At 42.9% G+C, this 21,171-nt stretch carries 16 protein-coding genes; 1 reads left to right on the forward strand and 15 read right to left on the reverse strand.

From position 1 onward, the window contains the following. Window positions 1-107: 107 nt before the first annotated feature. The 6 genes from E5331_RS18745 to E5331_RS18770 form a co-directional block, all read right to left on the reverse strand. Window positions 108-1,721, reverse strand: a complete 1,614-nt coding sequence (locus E5331_RS18745; RefSeq protein ID WP_123481032.1) for a hypothetical protein — start codon at window positions 1,719-1,721, stop codon at window positions 108-110. Between the two features lie 69 nt (window positions 1,722-1,790). After that, window positions 1,791-3,119 carry a RagB/SusD family nutrient uptake outer membrane protein gene (locus tag E5331_RS18750; protein ID WP_123481031.1) on the reverse strand — a complete coding sequence of 443 codons (1,329 nt, stop codon included), beginning with the start codon at window positions 3,117-3,119 and terminating at the stop codon, window positions 1,791-1,793. After that, window positions 3,119-6,397: a SusC/RagA family TonB-linked outer membrane protein gene (locus tag E5331_RS18755; protein ID WP_123481030.1), complete on the reverse strand. Its 3,279-nt coding sequence runs from the start codon at window positions 6,395-6,397 to the stop codon at window positions 3,119-3,121. The genes E5331_RS18750 and E5331_RS18755 overlap by 1 nt, the downstream gene beginning before the upstream one ends. Before the next feature lie 84 nt (window positions 6,398-6,481). After that, on the reverse strand, window positions 6,482-9,136 hold the full coding sequence (locus tag E5331_RS18760) for a zinc-dependent metalloprotease (protein ID WP_135986181.1): 2,655 nt from the start codon (window positions 9,134-9,136) through the stop codon (window positions 6,482-6,484). A gap of 212 nt (window positions 9,137-9,348) precedes the next feature. Further along, on the reverse strand, window positions 9,349-9,957 hold the full coding sequence (locus E5331_RS18765; RefSeq protein ID WP_123481713.1) for a nitroreductase family protein: 609 nt from the start codon (window positions 9,955-9,957) through the stop codon (window positions 9,349-9,351). A 176-nt stretch (window positions 9,958-10,133) separates the two neighbouring features. Continuing rightward, window positions 10,134-10,649, reverse strand: coding sequence for a hypothetical protein (locus tag E5331_RS18770; protein WP_123481714.1), 516 nt, complete (start codon window positions 10,647-10,649; stop codon window positions 10,134-10,136). Between the two features lie 115 nt (window positions 10,650-10,764). Here E5331_RS18770 and E5331_RS18775 point away from each other — a divergent pair, with 115 nt between their 5' ends. After that, window positions 10,765-11,565 (forward strand): formate/nitrite transporter family protein, encoded by an 801-nt coding sequence (locus E5331_RS18775; protein ID WP_135986183.1) that lies wholly within the window; start codon window positions 10,765-10,767, stop codon window positions 11,563-11,565. A gap of 142 nt (window positions 11,566-11,707) precedes the next feature. On the opposite strand, the gene E5331_RS18780 is transcribed toward E5331_RS18775, so the two are convergent. The 9 genes from E5331_RS18780 to E5331_RS18820 form a co-directional block, all read right to left on the reverse strand. Further along, window positions 11,708-12,277 carry a hypothetical protein gene (locus E5331_RS18780; protein ID WP_135986185.1) on the reverse strand — a complete coding sequence of 190 codons (570 nt, stop codon included), beginning with the start codon at window positions 12,275-12,277 and terminating at the stop codon, window positions 11,708-11,710. A gap of 2 nt (window positions 12,278-12,279) precedes the next feature. Continuing rightward, window positions 12,280-12,465 (reverse strand): hypothetical protein, encoded by a 186-nt coding sequence (locus E5331_RS18785; RefSeq protein WP_123481717.1) that lies wholly within the window; start codon window positions 12,463-12,465, stop codon window positions 12,280-12,282. Window positions 12,466-12,886: 421 nt separating this feature from the next. Next, a complete protein-coding gene (acpP, locus tag E5331_RS20850) occupies window positions 12,887-13,114 on the reverse strand; it encodes an acyl carrier protein (RefSeq protein ID WP_275441305.1) in 228 nt (75 codons plus the stop codon). Between the two features lie 1,056 nt (window positions 13,115-14,170). Beyond that, the gene (locus E5331_RS18795) at window positions 14,171-15,592 is read right to left on the reverse strand and encodes a hypothetical protein (protein WP_135986187.1); all 1,422 of its coding nucleotides are present in this window, start codon (window positions 15,590-15,592) and stop codon (window positions 14,171-14,173) included. A 155-nt stretch (window positions 15,593-15,747) separates the two neighbouring features. Continuing rightward, window positions 15,748-16,797: a hypothetical protein gene (locus E5331_RS18800; RefSeq protein WP_136013289.1), complete on the reverse strand. Its 1,050-nt coding sequence runs from the start codon at window positions 16,795-16,797 to the stop codon at window positions 15,748-15,750. A 14-nt stretch (window positions 16,798-16,811) separates the two neighbouring features. After that, entirely contained in the window at window positions 16,812-17,822 is a 1,011-nt protein-coding gene (locus E5331_RS18805) for a dynamin family protein (RefSeq protein WP_135986191.1), read from the reverse strand. A 2-nt stretch (window positions 17,823-17,824) separates the two neighbouring features. Beyond that, window positions 17,825-19,855 carry a dynamin family protein gene (locus E5331_RS18810; protein ID WP_123481720.1) on the reverse strand — a complete coding sequence of 677 codons (2,031 nt, stop codon included), beginning with the start codon at window positions 19,853-19,855 and terminating at the stop codon, window positions 17,825-17,827. Window positions 19,856-19,861: 6 nt separating this feature from the next. Then, a complete protein-coding gene (locus E5331_RS18815; RefSeq protein ID WP_135986193.1) occupies window positions 19,862-20,239 on the reverse strand; it encodes a hypothetical protein in 378 nt (125 codons plus the stop codon). A gap of 21 nt (window positions 20,240-20,260) precedes the next feature. Beyond that, the gene (locus tag E5331_RS18820; RefSeq protein ID WP_135986195.1) at window positions 20,261-21,037 is read right to left on the reverse strand and encodes a hypothetical protein; all 777 of its coding nucleotides are present in this window, start codon (window positions 21,035-21,037) and stop codon (window positions 20,261-20,263) included. Window positions 21,038-21,171 lie beyond the last annotated feature (134 nt).

Genomic DNA, 21,171 nt, shown 5'->3' on the forward strand with positions numbered 1-21,171 from the left:
CTTAAGGTGTATGGTTTATAGTTTATAGTTTATAGTCGTTTGGTCGTAAACCGTAAACCATAAACCGTAAACCATAAACCGTAAACCATAAACCATAAACTATAATTTTATTTCACCATGATTTTTGTAGCCTTAGAACCCTGACGGCGGATGAATACGCCTTCAGAGGGATTTGCAACGCGCTGACCCTGAAGATTGAAATATTCCACAGGAGCGTTAGCATCGTCTGACAGAATCTCATCTACGGCAGAATCGGAAGTGTTGAAGAGGGAGAATTTGGTTTCCACGCCATTCTCAGTAGCGAAAGCCACGTAGTCTTCAGCAGCAGCCACGCCGATTGCATTCTCAGCTACAGCCACGGGTGCAAATTCACCGGCAGAGAAAGAGAAAGTCTTGACGGTGCCGGCGAAATCACCCTTCTTGTTGTCGCCTTCGACGTCGGAATAGTAACCGAGTGTGGAGAGGTATATTGTGCCGTCGGCAAGAGCAGCGGCACTCTTGATGCCGTTGTAGTTGATTTTGCCTTCAGCTATCTCTTTAGCCTCTGTTGTCGCAGCCTCAAAGTTGGCTAACGGAGCAGTGATGACGAAAAGACGGTTTGATAAGCGCTCTTCGGGAGTACCATAGTTTTCTGCAAAAGGCTCAGATCCAGCCACGAGCATATTCTCACCGGAGAAAGTCACGATGGCAGGGATGTAATTGGTTTGGAATCCAGATTCGGGGCAAGCGACGGGGTACATTTCACCCAATTCGCCTGACTCGGTGATTTCAGCGAGAAGATAGTTGTAGGAGGATGGTTCAGCATCAAGAGTGATTTCATTATATTCCCCAGATGAGATGGTAAGAGGACCGTTGCCGGAGAATACGGCATACACATTATTATCTTTTATGCCGAATGTTGCGACACCTGCCTGATATTGGTCATCTTCTGTAGCGAGAGGAGTATCTACACCGTATGTTGCCACGGCAGAACAGCCGGATAGATCTGCATCACATTTAAGGATGGCAGATGATTTGAGGTCTAAGAACATAAAACCCAAAAAGTCATTGTAGGAGCCTTCGAATGACGTATTGCCGACAGTAGTCTTGCCCGTATAGATGGCGGATGCGTAGACACCGTTGTCGGAAACCTCGATATGGTTGATGCGGAAGAATACGTCTCCATCCATTGGGAAATACGATTCACTACCGTTAAAAACAGGAAGAGGTTCTGGAACGAATGTTTGAACTTGTTTCAACACACCGTTAGCATCATATTTGGCGATGAAAGATGCGTTCTGCGATGGCGTGAAGTCGCCGTCGATTTTTGCGCCCTCTTTAGTGATTGTCTCTCCGGAAGTTGTGCCGAAAGTCACTTCATCAGCAAAAGAACCAGCCACGAAGATATTGCCGTTGGCATCGGTGGTGATATCCTTGACTGTGGCACCAAGGCTTATGGATACAGCCCATTTTGCCACGCCTGTTTTGTCATACTTCACGATGTAGCTTTCAAAGTCATCGGCAGAAAGAGCTACGTCGCCGAAAGTGGCGTTGATGTCGAAATTACCGGCAGCAATCATATTGCCGTCAGCATCGACAGCCACGGGAGAGTTGTAGGCAACCTTGTCAGCCGCACTGAGAAGTGTGGCAGAAGCATCCCATACCTTGTTGAGCGCGGGCGCGGTGGCAAAAGCACCATAAGATACGCTGCAAGCAATGGCAGAAAGTAAAAATCTGTTCATAATAAAAAAATTAAGTGAAAATTGATGTTGTCCGGTAATACCGGACAACATCGTATTAATGAAACCTAATTAGTCAGCGAGACCGGGATTGGCAGTTATAGCCTCGGAAGGTATCCGTATTGTGTAGCGTGGGTCATTCTCTTCAAGTATGAAAGTTTCCCCTTTGAAAGAGCGTTCGATGCGAGGTCTTGTGGTGCGTCGCAAATCAAACCAGCGGTGCCCCTCGAAGGCGAGTTCCCTTGCACGTTCATTCATGATCTCTTGCAGGAGTTGATCGGGCTGCATGTCGGCTACAGCCGCCTCCTTAGCCGCACCATTGTCGGCATATCTCTTACGCTGGAGCTGAAGAAGCCTGTCGGCGGCATGGGTATAATTACCGAGATGCCACGCCGCCTCAGCAGAGTTGAGAAGCATCTCGCCGACGCGGAGTGAGCAGGAGTAGGTGTTGCTGCCGCCTTTCAGCAAGAGGATATTTGATGCGGATATGCGGTTGAAATAAGCCTTCCTGCGTAGGTCGGAGTTCTCGTAAATAGCGAAGAAATTCCTGTCGACTTTAAGTGCACGGGTATATTGTGCGGTCATCACTTGCTCCAGAGCTACAATCATCTCAGGAGAGTCATATTCATTCGGGAGTTTAGCGGAGATGTCGGCAATCTCATTTCTCTCTTCGAGCACCCTTTCGGAAGCCTCAAACGCCTCTTTCCAATTCTCCATATATAGATTGACGCGAGATCGGAGTGCATCGGCAGATATTATATTGAAGCGGTAGTTGTAGCCTTTGTCCCATTCCGCTACGTTGAGGTATGTCTCGGCAGTTGTGAGGTCGCTTAGGATGCTGGTGTAGACTTCCTCCACAGTGTTTCTTGACAACACACCCTCCACGTCACTGTCAAGTTTCAGAGGTATTGCCTTGGTCGTGGCAGGATCGCATGACTGATATGCCGGTGCATGAAGGTTGGCAAGGATAAAGTGCATATATGCTCGTAGCATGTATGATTCGCCTACCATCTGGCGTATCTCGTCGCGGGTGCCGTCGGTGATCATGTTTTCCGACTCGATCACGTAATTCGCGATAAAGAGCACGTGGTAGAACTGTCGCCAGCTGAAAGAGGCGGTATTCTCGTCAGCACCGTCGTCATTCCATCTCCAGATGTCGAGATAAGAGTTGAGGTCGTTGCTTGAAATAGTGGCGTCGAGAAGCACCTCATCGCTTCTGAAGGATGCAAGTCCACGGTCGTCAGGGACAGTAGTGTATGCTTCCGTGAGAAGGCTCCGGAACTCCGGGGCAGTGGTGGGAATCACCTTCCCGACGGGCTTGATGTCGAGGAAGCTGTCGCATCCGGAGAGAAGGGATGCTGCAGCCACCATCGCTATTGCAAAAATATTATTGAATTTCATTAGAATTTTACCTGTAGATTAAAAGTGAAGGATTTAGGGATAGGTTGGGCGAAAGGATTACCCATAGTCTCCGGATCAAGGAAATTTTTGTAGTTCGCTCCGAATACGAAAAGGTTCCTTGCCTCTACCGCCACTCTGACGGTGGATATTCCGGCATGGGCGAGAAGGCTTGTCGGGAGATTATAGCCGAGGATGAGGCTTTGCAGACGCACGTAGTCGCTCCGTTTCACCCAAGAGTCGAGCATGGAATAGAGTGAAAATTCCCCATATTGTGTTCTCTCGTCGCTTCTGTAGCCCTCCGGCATAAGTGCGGGTAGAGTAGCATCGGGATTTGAGGGCGTCCATCTGTCGAGGATGTCGCGGTTGGTGTTCATTCCACGGTCAAACCATACAGGACTGTAAGAGGGCTGTATGCGGGTGTACATCTTCAGGTTGAAGGCGAAATTGACGGTGAGGTCAAAGTTGCCGTAGTAGAAACTGTTGATGAAGCCTCCGGTCCAGAGCGGTTCACCGGAACCGATGTAGGAGTATCTTTCGCGCTGTTCTTCAGCCGTCAATGTAGACGCACCGGCACCGTTTAGCTTCAGAAATTCCTTGGCAGTCACCTTGTTCCCGTCAAGCCAGAAGAGGGGATAGCCGTCGCTGTCGAGTCCGGCAGTGCGGTATGCGAACAATGCGCTGACGGGGTATCCTTCGCGTGAGGGTGTCGTCTGGTTGAAGGGGACGGTCTCCTGAAGGACAGTATTCTCGTTGTAGGCGATGTTGAAATTGGTGGTCCATCTGAATTTCGGTGTTGAGATGTTGCGGGAGGAGAGAGCAATCTCTATACCACGGTTGCGCATACTTGCCCAGTTCACCATCGTCGACATGAATCCGGTCTCAAGCGGGAGCATCTTCAGCGCAATCAGGTCGCTGCCCTTTCGGTAGTATGCATCGACTGAGGCTGTGAGGATATTGTCGAAGAATGCGGCATCAATACCGACGTTGGCGGTGTAGGTCTTCTCCCAACGCAAGCGACGGTTGGGGGGAGTGCCGAGAACGATCACATCTTCAGAAACGCCCGGAAGGATCGACTCCTGATTATAGTTGCCCATTACGAACGAAGAGGTGGATTTGTCGATATTGCCCTGAATACCGTAGCTTGCGCGTAATGCGAGATTATTCACTGCAGTGCTCTCCTGAAGGAACGGTTCTTCCGAAATTCTCCATAGGGCACTGAAAGAATACAGCGGGAGGAAACGGTATTTCTTGTCGACACCGAAAAGGTCGCTACCGTCAAAACGCACGCTCGCACCTAAGATATAGCGGCTTTTGAGCGAGTAGGATCCATTGGCGTAGAAAGAGGCGAACGCATTCTCGGTCTTGTTTTCAAGATGAAGCGGGAAAGTGCGTGCCCACGATTCATTGGGGAATATGACAGGCTTGTTGGTCAAGGTCTTGGGGTCATATCCGTAGGCTGTGGATGAGAAATAATCATACCATGTCTTGCGGATCTCGGAGCCTGCCATAAGTTCAAGCTCATGGTCGGTGCCGAATCTGTCGGAATATTCAAGCTGACCTTTCCAGTTGATCTGCTTGTTGGATGATTTGTTCTGGATATGGCGTCCGCCGTCGGGGAGGAATGATACACGATTGCCGTCGGGATTCATCACTTCGGTGCGGTAGAACTCCTTACGCATCGCATACGTCTCCTTTCCGGCGTATGATTCCGTATTGACATCATCAAGCTGGAAACCTATCTGAGTGTTAGCCTTTAGGAAATCCGTGATTCTCAGGTTGGCATCGATAAGGGCAGTGACTCCGGTGGTCTTCTGAGAGTATTTGGTATTGTTGCGTTCTTCAAATACGTTAAACTTCAGTTCGCTGTCCTCACGACCCTGAATGTCGGTGTCGTAGATGTAGTTCCCATCGTTGTCGTATGGGAGCTGGTAAGGGTTGGCACGTCGGGAGTAATACACAGGATTGGAGAATCCGTCGTTGTCGGTGAGATATGAGTCGTTCTGCCTGTAGTTGGCGAATAACGATGCTCCGATCTTGAAACTGTCGCTAAGACTGTATCTTGTCTTCAGCACTACGTTGAATCTGCTCATGCCCACGCCTTCCACATTGCCTCGCTCATCCTGAAAACCGAGAGATGTGTAGTATGTCGCCTTGTCGCCGCCGCCGGATGCGCTGATGTTGTATTCCTGACTGAACGTGTCGCGAAACAGGATGTCGTTCCAGTCGGTGTTGACATTACGGAGAGCGTTTATTCTCGACTGCACGTCAGAGGGGAGCATGTCCCATCCTCCGGTCTTGTATGCGTCAAGGAGTTGCGCCTGCTGAAGAATTCTCGATACCTCGCCCTTATTCTCACGATATGTGAAATTGGTGCGCAGTAGTTCCAACTCCAGATCCACCTTTTCATCGGCGTTCAGAAGGTTAAGTCTTCCTATGCCGGGCTTGGGAGAATATGACAGACGGGTTGAGAAAGAGACCTGAGTCTTACCTTTCTTGCCGTTTTTGGTGGTTATGACGATGACGCCGTTTGCGGCACGTGTGCCGTAGATAGCGGTGGCGGCGGCATCCTTCAGCACGGTTATACTCTCGATGTCGGAGGGGTTGAGTCCGGCGATAGATGACTGGTAAAGATTGTCGATATCTTTCAGTTCATCGGTAGATGGCATCTCGGTGCCGTTCATCGGCACACCGTCGATCACCCATAGGGGGTCCTGATTCCCTTGCAAAGAGGATGTGCCACGGATTCGTATTTTCAGAGGGGCACCCGGCGTGCCGCTGCTCTGCATTGCGGACAGACCCGCCACTTGTCCGGCAAGAGCCTGGTCAATGTTCATCACAGATCCGAGTTTGTCCTCGTCGATGTTCATCTTAGTGATGGATGCGGTCAGCTTGCGGCGTTCGATAGCCTGATAACCGGTCACTACTACTTCACCGAGCATCTCGGCTGAAGAGTCAAGCATTATGTCGTAGGAGTCGACGCCATCCACAAGATATATCGTGCGCGGATTGAAGCCGACAGCGCGACATTCAATCTGATCTACGCCGGCAGGTATGGTCAGTTCGAAATTGCCGTCAATATCTGTGACGGTTCCGACAGGTTTTGTGGTGCCGCTTTTCTTAAGCTGGGTCTGCGACACAGCGACAGTGGCACCGATCACCGGCTCCTTATCTTCTGCCGCGACAATTATTCCCTTGATTGTCCGGGTGGTCTGGGCCGCGTAAGCCGGATTCAACAGGAATAGCGTCATGAACGCTAAAAATAAAACAGTTCTTTTCATGTTGAAGTGAAAGAGAAGAGTTGGAAATTGAGAATTGAGAATTGAAAATTTAGAGGAGAGAGTGAAGAGGAGAGAGGAGAGAAATTATCTCAGATGGTCTAATCCGAGAGCAGTGTCAATACGCATTACGAGATCCTGATAATGGTTCTTCACGTCGCGTGGAGCAGAGGAGATACGGCTTTTGAGGAGAGTGCGTATTCTCATCAGTTCGCCTCGCTTCAGGGATATCGCATCGGAGATGCGGTTCTCCTGTTTGCCATAGAAGTTGATCGTGCGGCTTGCGGAGGAATGTTCGCCAGCAGCGTGACGGCATAACGGCATCATTGCATTCATGGGCATGTCGGCATCCGTGAGGGAACGCTTCACGTCGTCCTTCACACCACGGCTCTCACATGCCGCGATTGTGAGTGCATCGACAAAATTCTTCTGCACCGATCTCTGTCGCACGTCGGGGCGTGCCACTTTTTCAAAGATTGCGCTATGAAGCATGTCCATCATGTCTGACGCCTTAAATGCGGAGTTGCCGTTTGCAGCCTCATTCTCATACATTCTGATGATGCGGTCATCGCTGAGGAGATCCCAGAAGATGTAGCATTGGATGTTGGTGAGGGTGTATGTAGGCGAGTCCTCAATTCTGCCTACAGGAGTATTACGCACAAGGAACGTGTAGTTGGAGATGTCGTTGTTGAAAAGCCATTCCGGATAAGTGAATACCTCGTCAATTATGTATTTAGTGGATTGGCGTTGCCTGTCGGCATCCACGAATGTATAGGCATGTCGTCCGTCGCCCATTGTCACGTTGTCGATATTCACACCGCCGATGTTAGCCATGACGTGGTATATGTAGCGTTGCCACTGACCGATTGCAGCCCAGTAGAGACGAGACACGTCGTCATAATCCTGTCCGGGTTCACCGGTGACGGTCCATTCAATGATGTGCGGCATTATGCGTTTCAGGTTGGCGATACCGTATTTAGCGGATTTCACCGGATCGTCGCCAAGATCCTCACTCATGGCTCTCGGGTCGGTTGCCTCACGGTTGCTCTGTGCCTCACTGTAGCGGTACCACGGTGAATCATGGTTGTCGATTAGTTCCTGAAGATATACGTATTCCTTGTTGGGGTCGTTGTCGGGATACCATCTGTAGCCGTATTCGATTGCGAGACGGTCGTAGGGACCGATCTGAGGTGAGAGGCTTTCAACACCGTCGCCGGGTTGTGCGATGTAGTTGAAGCGGGCATAGTCCATGATTGACGCGCTTGTGCCGCCAAACTCCTTTATGAACGAAGGAGAGCGAAGCGAGTCAGTTGGCACGGATGCCGAGGCAATCATGTTGTGGCGCAGACCGAGGGAGTGTCCCACCTCATGACACGCAACGAATCTCATTGCATCGCCGAGTAGGTCATCGGGAAGTTGCGGTGTGCGTGCGCGTGGATCGGTTGCCCCAGTCTGTATCACGATCCAGTCGCGGAGAAGGTCAAGCACGTTGTGCCACCAGATGATGTCGGCTTCCAGAATTTCACCTGTACGGGGGTCAGTCACTGACGGACCCATCGCATTGGTCTTTGTGGATGCGGCGTATGTGAGTGTGGAGAAGTTGATGTCGTCGGTGTCAATGTCTGTTGAATCTGATTCCTGCTCCACACGGATGGCATTCTTGAATCCTGCCACTTCAAAGGCTGAGTTCCAGTCTTCAATACCCTTGCGGATATATTTCCTCCATTGGTAGGGGGTGGATTTGTCAATCCAGAATACTATCGGTTTCTCCGGCTCCACGAGCTTCCCGGCGAGATAATCCTTTTCCTCACCCTTTTTCGGTTCCAGTCTCCAGCGTGTGATGTAGTTTAGTGTCGGCACGCGCTGCTGAGCATCGGAGTAATTTAGCAGAGACTCTGAGAAATATCCGATACGCGGGCTTTCCAAGCGTCGCGCCATTGGATTCTCCGGAAGGAGAAGTATTGTGGATCCAACTTCTACGGTCACGAATACCGTTCCGGTCGGTTCCACCACTTTTGTGGTCAGCTCCGAGACGGCATATACGTTGTTGCTGAATGCCTTTATCGACTTAATACGTGATAGGTCAGATATGGCAGACCCTCCGATATTAATGTCGGAGAAGACGTTGTTGAAGCTGGTGTTTTTTCCGTTGAAAATATCGTTCACCTTTATCACGACGGCAGTGGAGTCGGGGCTATACGCCTCGATTTTGAATGCAGCGATAAAAGGTGATATATAGTTGTCGGCAACAGACGTGGCTATTGCATTCCCGTTCTTTACATCGGGCATTGGACGTTGCTGACGAGCCCTGACCATTGATGTAGCGGAGTCAAGTTCGAAGCGTATCATCTGATTGGCATAGTTTATGCCACGGTTTACGCCGGCGGAGTTCAGTTCGAGAGGAACGCGTGTGAATTTGTTGACCACCAGCATATCTCGACCTAATACTGAACGTGGAATTTCAAAATAATAATCGGCACCTTTCTTGATTACCTTGAATATGCCATCTGATACCACTGCGTCTCCTGAGTGAAAATCATCATATTTCTCCTTAGTCGAGGATGATGTGGTGTCAGGTTGTGCTGTGTGTTTATTCTTTTTCTTGAAAAAAAGGAACGACCTGCTTGATGATTCATCGTCGTTGTTTGCGGCGTATACTGATGCCGAAAAAGGCACAGCTGTTATAGCAACGGCAGCCGCAGCCTTTAGAAAAGATCTGTGGTTAAGCAGATTGATATACATGGTTAGTATATGTTTAATGAAAAGATTATGGTTTTTATGAGAGTTGGGGTGAATATTGTTTTGATTATGGTCATCAGCGACTTTAATCAAAGTTATTCACTTGAATGTATAATTAAATTGCAAAGTTACGGATTATTAGTTTGATACGGACAGTATTAGTGTTAAAAAACATTAATGCTGCCCGTATTGTTATGATATGCTATTATGATGGGTTATTTTTCGATAGTGATGAATTGCACCTTCTCTTTGTTTCGTGGCTTTGCATCGGGTGTCTCGTCGGGATAGCCTAACGCGAGGGCAAGGCAAAGGTGGTAGCCTTCGCTGAATCCGAATTTGGCAAGGAGTTCGGGCGACTCGTTGATCACTCTCACCGGTGAACCGAGGTTTATGGAGCCTACACCTAATGCCCATGCTGAAAGACCGATGTTTTCAGAAAGAAGACCTACGTCGATCATTGAGGCGTCATAGTTTGAGTCGTTGGCAATGAAGATGTAGACGGGAGCCTTGTAAAGCCCATTCACGTTTTCGGCAAGGTATGCGACGGAGGCGGGATCATCCACCACTTTCACTTCATACGCCTGCTGATTGCGACCGTTGGGTGCGTTTATGCCGCAATTCAGGATTGTGTCGAGAAGTTCGCGCGATACGGGTGCATCGGTATATTTGCGGATGCTTCGGCGCGACATGATATTCTCAATGACGGCAGATGCGGCGTCGTTGCCGGAATCTTGCGTGGGTGCAGAGTTTTCGGTAGTCTGTCCGCAAGAGATGAATGAGGCTCCGAGGAGGAGCGATGAGAAGGTTTTTGCAAATAGATTCATTCTGTTGTTGGGTTTTATGATAATGAAGTTTTGGAAAACTTCATTTGGAAATCTTCAGTCAATCGGTTTCAAAATTACAAAAATAATCTAAGTAATACAATCAACAGATGGTATAAAAAAACAGTTGCGCCACCGGTAAGGGCGACGCAACTGTAGCGTGTAGAGATTATGTAGAATCATTTGCGTCTTTCGTGCGCAACATGATGATGCTTTGCCGGCTTATCCTTCATTGGCATAAGCACGATATTCTCCAGGAATAGTGTGTATTGGTCGGGAGTAAGTATCTCCTTGACTCCCTCCACGTATTTTCGGCGATTCTCCATTCTGTCCTGTTTGCCTGCGCACTGTTTGCCGGACTGTTTCAGGGAATCTTTATCTTTGCAGCAGTCCTTCTTGTTGAGGTTCTTATCTTGCTTGTCGAGCTTCTTATCTTGCAGATTGCATTTCTCCCCAATCTTGCCATTTGGCTGGTATATTGCATTCAGGGAATCCATCTTGGCTTGCTGGTTGATGTCAAGGAGAATACCTTCAAAAGCGAAATCGGTGAATTTCTGGGGCCTATACATTTTGTCGGACATTTCAGATCTGTCGGAATCTCCTCTGCTGTTGACGCCACGGTCTTGTTGTGCATACATTCCGGAGGCAGAGAAGGCAGCGATAGCGAGTGCTATCGAAAGAATTTTTTTAGTCATAAGATTGAAGTGTTATGTAATTTTTTCTGCAATAAAGACGTTTTAGAGTGGGAAAAGTTTAGGTAGAGGTACTTTATTTTATGTATCATTAACTGTAAGGTAAAAAAATTATAAAATGTCAACACGCACACCCAAAGAAGTAATTGAGACAGTTAACACAATCGGAGCCGGCAAGATAGCGATGAGCAGTGGTAAAAAAGGTTCATATCCACGTTTTGTATTGCTGACCCTGCTTGCCGGGATGTATATATCCTTCGGCGGGGCACTTTCAGTGATACTTGGATTCGGTTTTCCGGAGATTTCATCTGCCAATCCGGGATTGCAGAAATTGCTTAGTGGCGCGGCATTCCCGGTGGGTCTTATCCTTGTGGTGGTGCTTGGTGCCGAACTGTTTACCGGGAATAATGCCTTCCTTATGCCGCAGTGGATGCGCAAGGGATGCACGACGTGGGACGTTGTGGTGAACTGGACGGTGGTGTATTTCGGTAATTTTCTTGGAGCTCTCTTCTTTGTCTATTGTCTGGTGTATCTCACCGGATTGTTCAGTCCTGAGCCGTATCATTCGGCAATTATAAAGGTAGCACAGGCGAAGGTGTCGCTTCCGTGGCTGACGGCATTCACCCGAGGCATAGGTGCCAACTGGTGTGTCTGTCTTGCGATATGGCTTGCATTGTCGGCGAAGAGTTCGGGCGCGAAGATGTTCGGCTGCTGGCTTCCGGTGATGGCATTCGTGGCGTTGGGTTATGAACATTCAGTGGCTAATATGTTCTTTATTCCGGCTGCTATGTGTGAGGGTGCGGAGATCGGCGTAGTTCAGATGGTGACGGCGAATCTGGTGCCTGTCACGCTTGGCAATATAATAGGAGGAGCATTATTCGTCGGTTGCGTGCATACTTATCTGCATCTGGAGAGATAAATTGCTGAAGTTTATAGTTTATAGTTTATGGTTTAAGATTCACGGAAATCTACGAATCTTTTCATTATACAAAATTTAATGATAATAAACCATAAACCATAAACCATAAACCATAAACCATAAACCATAAACCATAAATTCATCATTTATTTATCTCCTGCTCCATGCGTGCGGCATACCCACGATGTTCAAACCAATTGTGTGCCCAGTTGGGGACCATGAACATGTAGCCTGAGATATCCTCGTGGGGAGCACAGTCAAGGGCGTTTCCGATGATGTTGTCGGAAGAGCCGGACTCCTTCGCTACGGCGGCACGCAGTATTTCATACGTGATGGTGCGGATCATCTCCTTCGTAGCACGTCGGCGGGAGGCAGCTCTGTCATACCGACGGTCGATGATGGAGCGCAATTCGCTGACGGTGGGGAGTTTTACCCGTGGACCTACGCGAAGATCATCGAAGCAGTATTCTCCATTCACCTTCCGCATGATGAACCCACCGGTGGGACGGACGCGCTGACGCGCCTCATCCACCCATCCTTTCACTATGGGATTAGAGAGTCGGTCGTATAGTTCAGGTTGTATCACCACCTTTCGCAGAAAGCCGTAGGTGTACCCCTCGCGGTTTATGCCACCTTTCCCTCTCGGGATATCGGAATCAGAGACCACCACAGGTTCCCCCTTATCTGAAAACAAGAGATCAAGAATCGACATGATTAACGGAATATGGAGAGAATGGCATCAATGAGTCCGTATGATTCATCCACGTCGTGGCTTCCGCAGTCAGGGCAACTCCCTTGATCATAACTTACACGATGGATGAATCCACCCTCCATTTTTGTGGTTGACCATTTGCAGCCGCACTTGTTGCATTTCAGTGTCACGTTAGAAGTTGTCATCATAATGTTATAACGTTTTAATTGTGAACAAATTTGTATGATTCTCCGTCACGGAAATTACAGGCAAGAATCGCGATGGATATGGTTCGCGATATCCTGGGCGTCATCCGTAAAAGAGATGTCATATCGTTTGATGCTGCAAATTTATATCAATACCAAGACAAATATTGACTCAGTATTATAAAAATTGCAGAAAAAAGAAAAAGATAGCTTTCATCATGCTCCCAATCCGGAAAAGCCGCTTGAATCGAACCTCCGGTCCAATCACTCAACACACAATTCATTTTGTAACTCTTGCGGACGGGTATGATTCTCGGTCTCTATCTAACAACATCCGTCATCTAACTGCATCGTCCTGAAATAGTCTTGTCGCTTCTTAACTATTTCAGGACGGTGTGGTAGGATTGATATTCGATTGAATATATTATGAGATAATGTTCTCTATATATCTAACGATATCACCAACAGTTCTTATCATTTCTGCGTCTTCGTCAGGAATGATAATGCCGAACTCTTTCTCCATCTCCATGATTAATTCAACGGCATCAAGCGAGTCTGCACCAAGGTCAGACATTAGGTTACTATTCATTGAAACTTCATACGGTTCCAGTGTTAGCTTGTCAATTATAATGCTAAATACTCTATCCTGAATGCTTCTTTTATCGTTGTGATACTCCGTTTCAGGTTCATCATCTTCGTTTGAAGGCGAAATGACACGAATATGAGATTGTAGTTCGGCTATTCCTTCTTTTATTATACGATCATTTCGTTTACCATAGAATAGGTTGAATTTGGCTTCTGATAATTCGACTTTTGAATTATTGTAAAACGTTTCATACATTTCGAATTCACCATTATTGTTAATTTCGACTGATATAAATTCTGCAATAACTCCATTTTCATGATAAGAAATCATGTAAGTGACTCTTCCATTTTCAAAACCAATAAGAAAATCACCGTCTCTTGATTCTAATCTTCCAGAATACTCTAACCCATCACGATACACAGTAACATCCAATGGTGAAGAATCTTCAGAATCTGCGGTAATAATAATTGAATCATCATCAAATTTTAATAACGCACCGATCATTTGATTATCGGTATTGAAATGTCTTACGATATAATTTTTTCCATCGGCATTTGATTCATTTATAGTGAAAATGAAATGCCATTCGTCCATATCCTCAAGAGTCTTTTTCAATTCTTCATCAATATTAAACTCGCAATGTATATTTTCAAATTCTTCACCTGGCCTTAACCAGCCAACAATGGATTCCGAAAGATAATCATAATTGTCATTCTGAAATCCACCATTATCGGAATTATATCGATATTGGCTGACCCAACAAATTATTTTTAGAGTACCAGTGCAGCCATCTGATTCATTTCTCAATGTTTCAAGGGTAAATTCAACATTCCCTGTATCTGAATCATAGTTGAATTCAGCACCATTGGCTGATATCTCTGAAGAGTCTCCGCTCTTCATCCGGATACCTTCATTTGAATCCTGATTAACATTCTCTTTTGGAGAATAGTTATTATCATTTGAGCGAAAATCATTTTCCGGAACCCCCATTGTTCTATTGTTAGATGAAGTTCCCTTGAATGAAGTACCTCCTTTAATTCGACTTTTCATACTGTAAATTTATTTTTAAATTAGATTGTCTTTCATTCATAATAAAAGAGTATTTCTTTACAAGAAATGTAATTAATACCCATAAGTAAAATGAAGTACATTACAATAATATTGAGCGTCTTTATTACCCATCTGAGCACCTCTCCTAAGACTTCTCTCAATTTCATATATTTCCTTCCCTTCTGTAATAAGTTTTTTAGCATTGATAAATGCCTTTAATGCTTTCAACGCTTTGGTTTGAGGCTGTTGAGATAATAGATCTGATGACTCTGATGGATCAGATGCTTCAATAGAAATTAATAGAGAAAGAGTATCCTTTTGTATATTTTTTATTTCATCGTAACTGGTACGCCATTTATATTCATTAAGAAGTCCTATTATTTTTGAATTTATTTCTATCATAAGACGTAGATCCTTCTCTGTATTCAAAGAAGCATTGTTAAAACGCTGCCTACACTCCCTACCAAGATTTATTGCTTCTTCTATTTTTTCGTCATATACAAGACTATTTATTTTTTCTCTATAGGTAGCAATTTCGTTATTTCCTTTCTTATCTACAGAATCAGGAAGATCTTGTATCCTTGAGTGCAAATCTTTAAATCCGTCCAATGCAGTTTCTTCAACTAAACTTTTAAAGTATTGATTGAATTGAACTTCTGATATTTCAACTCCAAAATTATTGTAATAATTTTCTTCAGTTATTATAAATTCTCCATTATCGTTTATATCTACTGAAGCAAAACAAGCCATTTCACCATTATCATGATATGTGATAACATAAGTTGTTCTTCCGTCTTCAAGACCTATACGGAATTTACCATTTGTTGATTCTAATCTTCCGGAATATTCTATTCCATCACGATAAACAATAAATTCGAACAGGTCAGGATCTTCAGAATCAGTGGTAATAACAATTGAGTCATCATCAATTTTTAATAGTGCACCGATTGTCTGGTTATTAGTATTGAAATGGGTTAGTATGTAATCATTTCCATCAACATGTGATTCATTAATAGTGAAAATAAAATGCCATTCGTCCATATCATCAAGCATTGACTTCAAATCTTCAGAGATATTGAATTTGCAATTTATTCCATCTTTTTCTTCACCAGGATTTAGCCAACCAATAACGTATTCGGAAAGTAATCTGTAATTTTCATTCTGAAAACCTCCATTATCTGAGTTATATCTGTATTGACTAACCCAACAAATAATTTTCAATGAACCAGTACAGTCCTCGGTGTTATTTTTCAATGATGCAAGGGAAAACTCAACTAATCTTTCTTCTGAATTGTAGTTGTATACTGCGCCATTAGCTGAAATTTCAGAAGAGTCACCACTCTTCATCCTTATCTGTTCAGTTGAATTTTGATAGGAGCTCTCTTCTGAAGAATACACATTATTATCTGAGGAAACTTCATTTTCTGAACTTTCTGTTCTATCATATAATGAAGTTGTCTTAAGATAAGTACCTCCTTTAATTTTAATCTTCATACAATTAGTTTAATTTAAGTTTATCACTCATATCGAAATGATAAGATTTTTTATAAAGAATAAATAAAAAAGTAATAAGATTAAATAGTTATGGAATATTTCCGAGGATTTTGAATTAGAAATCCTTCGGAAATATGCCATAGACTATCACAATATTATTGTCGGGTTTGTTTGCTTAGCTGAGAAATTAATTCAAATTGTTCCTCATATTTTTTCTTCTTATTGATTTCTTCAGTCAGTTCATTTTGTGCAGATTTTAGCCTTGCTTCTTTATCTCCCTTTTGATTCTTAATTTCTGCGATTTGTGCTTGAAGAGGTTCAATAAGTTGAGTAATAAATGAGGTCTTGACGAGATCTATGATTTTGTCTCGTTGTGACATAGCATTCTCAAGGTAAGGTTTAGGATTGAAACTGCTTGAGATGTTGTTAATATGGCTATGAGCAGCTGCCTGTGCTCCAGACTTATTCATTGCATTGGTTAATTTCCCAAGAACACCAAAACTCACTCCATTAAAGAAATCTCCCAAAAAATCTAATATGCCATTATCATCATCTTCGGGATCATCCTCTATGGAAAATAAATCGCTATCAGTAACCTCCAGTATCGTTCGATTCTTCACTTTTTTAACAAAATCATTAGAATCAAAATCCGGAAGATATCTCATAAGAATGCTTTCGGTATCTCCAAAGAAATCTGAGACACAACTATCAATAACTCTTTTTGCATCATCGGTAATTGCAGAAACAGAACGTTTCAGTGTACGTGTTGCAAGGGTATTAATTTCGTTATTTAGTTTTGGCTTTATTGAATCAATATTAGAGAATATACCCCATTCATTGTCAACAATTGAATGCATTCTGCGGCATGCTGCATCAACATCATCTTCAAGGCGCTCGTTACCTTTTCGAATGATGTTGCGCAGTTCTGATTCAATATCCTCACCAAGAGAGTTTATTTTCCGACTGAGTTTTTTATGTGCCTTATTTATTTTTTCTTCTTTCTCCTCTAATTCATCATCAGGCATTTTTAGCATTTCGATTTGTGAAGATAGAAGTTGTATTTGGTTTTCAGTTTCGGAAAGTAGATTGTTGCCGGCTGCTAAAATTGCATTTAACGGTTTTGCAAATAATATCTGATCTTTTTCAGAATTAATCATTGTTTTAACAGCTGAAGATAGATGGTCAATATGACTCCATTTTCTCATTTCAGCTTGTGTGCTTATCCAAAACCATTACAATGTCTATTCCATGCAAAATTAAGAGCAGAATCTGATTCAATCTTACTCATGGGTAGCATAGACAGAAGAGCCATTTCAGCAGATAATGGAATGGGAGTAGTGTCAGATAAGATCTCACTTAGAGTGTTATCTCCACATTCACTCGATGCTTTTTGGATTTCTTTAATAACATAATCTTTTATTTGTTCTTCATCCTCAGGATTGTTCTCAGAGCAATATGGAATGTCGTATTTATTAATGCCAATAAGCACTTTCCCAATTCCGCATTGTCTAACATTTTTGAAGATGATGTCTCGGTCTGTGGCATCAAAAGGTCTTCCAGCATATAGCATCATCAATACAACGTCAGCCTTATTCAAGAAATCTTTTGTACGTTCCTCACGAGACACAATAGGATCATTAAATCCTGGAGTATCAACAATTTCAACCCCTTTGAGATATTCCATAGGGTAATAAATTGTTACAGATTTAGTTATTGATATGTATTTACCGTCTGCACCAACATATTCAATTAAATTCTCAAAACTATCCTCTTGGGTCTTACCAAGGTATGAATTCAATTGGGAGCCTAACTTAACTGCCTTAGATACAAGTTCCTTAGCAGCTTTAATTTTTGATTCTTCCGCAGAATTACCTTGTGCATCTTCAAGTGATCTATTGGACTGCATTTTTTGTTCAGCCCATTCATCTGGTGAGTAGAATTCTGCTTTGATTTTCTTTTCATTACCATAGGTAATCACAGAAAGTGCAGCTGTCATTGGAGTAGTTGCAGCAGGAAGGATTGTATCACCAAATACGAAAGAGTTTAGAAATGTAGATTTCCCACATTTCATCTGTCCTATTACTCCGATTGTTAGGGTATCACTTTCAATTTTAGCTATAATCTCTTTTGCTCTATCTGCAGTGATCCATCCAAACTCGGAGGCTCGAGATACTAAGGATAATAAGTTTTCCTTACGTTGTTTTAGTTCTTCAAATAGATTCTCTGCCATATTTATAAGAATGGTTTGCTTACTTTTTTAAATTCCTTAAGACAATCATCTATTTTTTGCCATGACATCTTTAGGTCAATTAAATCACTATATGCTTGTTGTACATTTGCAATAGCATCTGTTTCTTTATTATATATATCTGAAAGATATTGACACTTTGTTACACTATCCTCTAACAGATCTTTTAATCTGCCTCCTTCTTCTCCAGACATTTCATATCTGTCACTGCTGAAAAAATGTTCTACCCATTGAGGTATGTTGGATGCATCTGCGCAATCATTAGCAAGATTTTGCAAGATTGAATAAAAATCTTTATCAAGTTTAGATGAAACTTTTTTCATCTTTTGATGCTCCTTATTAGCTTCCTTTACTCCGTTATCCAATATTGAAGACAATTGAGTCAAATCATTTCCTACGATATCAATGAAAGAGTCTCTTGATGAATCGTGTTTGACTGCTTTAATTGGATTCATAATGTCGGAAAGTGGAGATTTGGATGAGAACTTTATGATTCTTTCGATGTTTACCCCTTCTTCTGCAAAAGTTTTCTTAATGAGTTGTTCAACGCCATCAACTTCTGATTTGGGTTTAGTGTCAACTTTATTAATGACCAATACAATTGGCTTCCGTAAATCTTCTTTTATTCTTGAGATAGAAGAGCGATTGACAGTACCATTATTAACATCGACCACCCAAAATAATATATCACATTCATTGATGACTTCAATTGTACGTTTCTTATCTTCCTCATCATTTGAATTGAATCCAGGAGTATCCAAAATACTTAATCCATTAAGATTAGGATTTTTATAAGTCATAACAAAGTATTTGATCAAAGATGAAACACCTTTAATTTCATCTAAGACTTCCTTTGAGACCATTTTGAAAACTTTTTCATCAATGTTTTTAAATTTGTCATCTGGAGTGACAAAATTATATGTTTCTAGTACACCTCCTGCAATATATGTGGGAATTGCAGTTGTAGCTTTTGTACTGACCGGTAACAAAGGAATATTGGGATTATCCTGCGACAATATCCGATTGACAATTGATGTTTTTCCTGCAGAGAATTCACCAACAAACGCAATAGTCGTTTTTTGATCAAGCCAACTTTTTCGTTTTACAGAAGCCCATTCATCAAACATCTGAAGGAATACCTTTTTCTTTTCTACAAAACCGGGCCTTCCGCAGATATCGTTAAAAGATAATCCGTCATACGTATTATACAAATAGGCATTGCAGTCCATGAATTGACCCCGAAGGAATGCTTCAAAGAAATCAATTGCTCTGTAGAGCGATTTGACATCGCTTGCATTGCTTTCTTTTGCAGATAGAATCTCTTTTACAAAATCAAGGGATTTATTTTTCTTATTCAGTTGTTCTAAATTATGCGAGAGTTCGAGTTCTATTCGCTTAATATCTTCAGCCAGACGTTTTTTATCACGATCAGACTTTTCAAGTTCCTCTGTTGTCTTTTGATGATGTTGCTTTTCGTTCTTAAGTTTTTTCTCAAGTTCTTCTTGCTCTTCTTCTGCTTCTTCAAGTTCGTTTGAAAGGGATTCTATTTTCTTTGAAAGTTTCTTGATGGAATCTTCAGATTCTTGAAGGCGTATTTTAAGGTTTTCATCGATATGCCCTTCTTCAGCAAGTTTTAAGGCTTTAGATAGAGAAACGTTTTCAGATTTAACTTCTTCAAGAATTTTTTCAAATTCTTTTCTAAGCTCAGCTTCTTTTTTCGTTACTTTATCAACAATTTCCTTTTCAAGTTCGGAGCATTTTTCTTTGAGTTCTCTTAATTCTTTTTCGTTCAGATTCTTTTCCGCATTTTCAACAGTATTGTTGTTTATTTGCGAATTAGCAAGATTCTTCTCCTCTTTGTCGCAAGACTCCGAAAGTGGAGAAGCAATATCTTCAATATCATTATTAGCATCAATAGGAGGATATTTATTGGCATTCTTGCGCATGGCAAGCCATGTTCCAATAACGCCTACAATAAGCCCTACAATTAACCAAATCAATATTTTTAGATCCATATTATATTATTTTTTTAGCGATTCAATCTGACGTTCAAGGACTTCACAAGCCATCTTATATTCCTTGAGTTTTGCACTTATGGTCTCATTCTGTTGACGTAAAGTCTTTATTTCACGCTTTGCAGAATCAAGAGCATCCTCCATATCATCTGAGTCTACATCTTGCTCTTTTGCTTGGCGACGTAATTTAGCAATCTCAGCAAGGAGATCCTCGTTTTCTCTTTCCAACTCTTTGTTCCTACGAGCTATCTTTTCGTTCTCTGAAAAGATTTCGTTAATTTCAGTTCGATTTTTACTTTGATTGTTATCACCAGAAGACAATTTGTCTTTGATAATGTAACCAGTGGCACCGCCAACGGCGAAAGATAATAATGTACCAATCATATTATTTTGCATATTTATATTTTAGTCTAATGTTAATAGTTTTGTTTGCATACTGCGTAGAGAAGTTATTCTCTCATTGAATTCTTCTTTTTTAGTTTTCAGTTGATCCTTTAATTGAATAAGATTCTGTGTTGCTTCAGATATAGATGCATTAGCAGCTTCTTCTAAAGAATCTTTTACAACAGATATTACCTGATCAGATGCAGCTGTAATTTGAACTTTAAATTCAGGCATAAGTGTACCATCTATGTATAAGCGAATTGCACGACTGCGTTGTGGCTTAGACATGGTTTTTTCAGCAATGAATCCCACAAGAGAATCAATCATACCCTTGCCTACTCCTTGCCCCCCATAACCTTGATTATTGAATTGATCTATTGAATTGTATTTATCCGCAGCTTGCTGTCCATATCTTACAGCCTTTTCAATTCTTGAAGCAACCTTTCGATTATGGATTACGCTCCCAACATCAGTAACGGTATCAGCCACATCTGCAACTGTGCTAATTGTCAATGCGCCTTCAGCAGCAGCTGCCATTCCTCCGGTTCCTACAACAGCACCAACAGCAGCAACAGCACCAAGTGCTATAACTCCGGTCTTTATCCAATTATCATGCTCGTGTCCAATTTCATTAAGATTAAGGTTATAGCTTAATCCAGACAATGATAGAGAAGATAAATCAATTCCAGGGAGATTTTTCAGGGATATTTCTCCTTCCTTAGGTTTTGTGGTAGTTTCTTTCGCGATAATACCTAAAACTTTTTGTCGGTAATCTCCAAGAATTGCGGATGCCGTCATATTGATAGCACCTACAGCTTCTGCATCGTAGTTTTGGCTCCCTGCATTTATTAAAGTTGATAATTTTGAAGTTACTTGATAGGGTGTTCAGTTAGTTGTTCCGTATTCAGCTCACTTTTTTAAGTGTTTCGGTT

This window comes from Lepagella muris, from assembly GCF_004793975.1.
GTDB lineage: Bacteria > Bacteroidota > Bacteroidia > Bacteroidales > Muribaculaceae > Lepagella > Lepagella muris.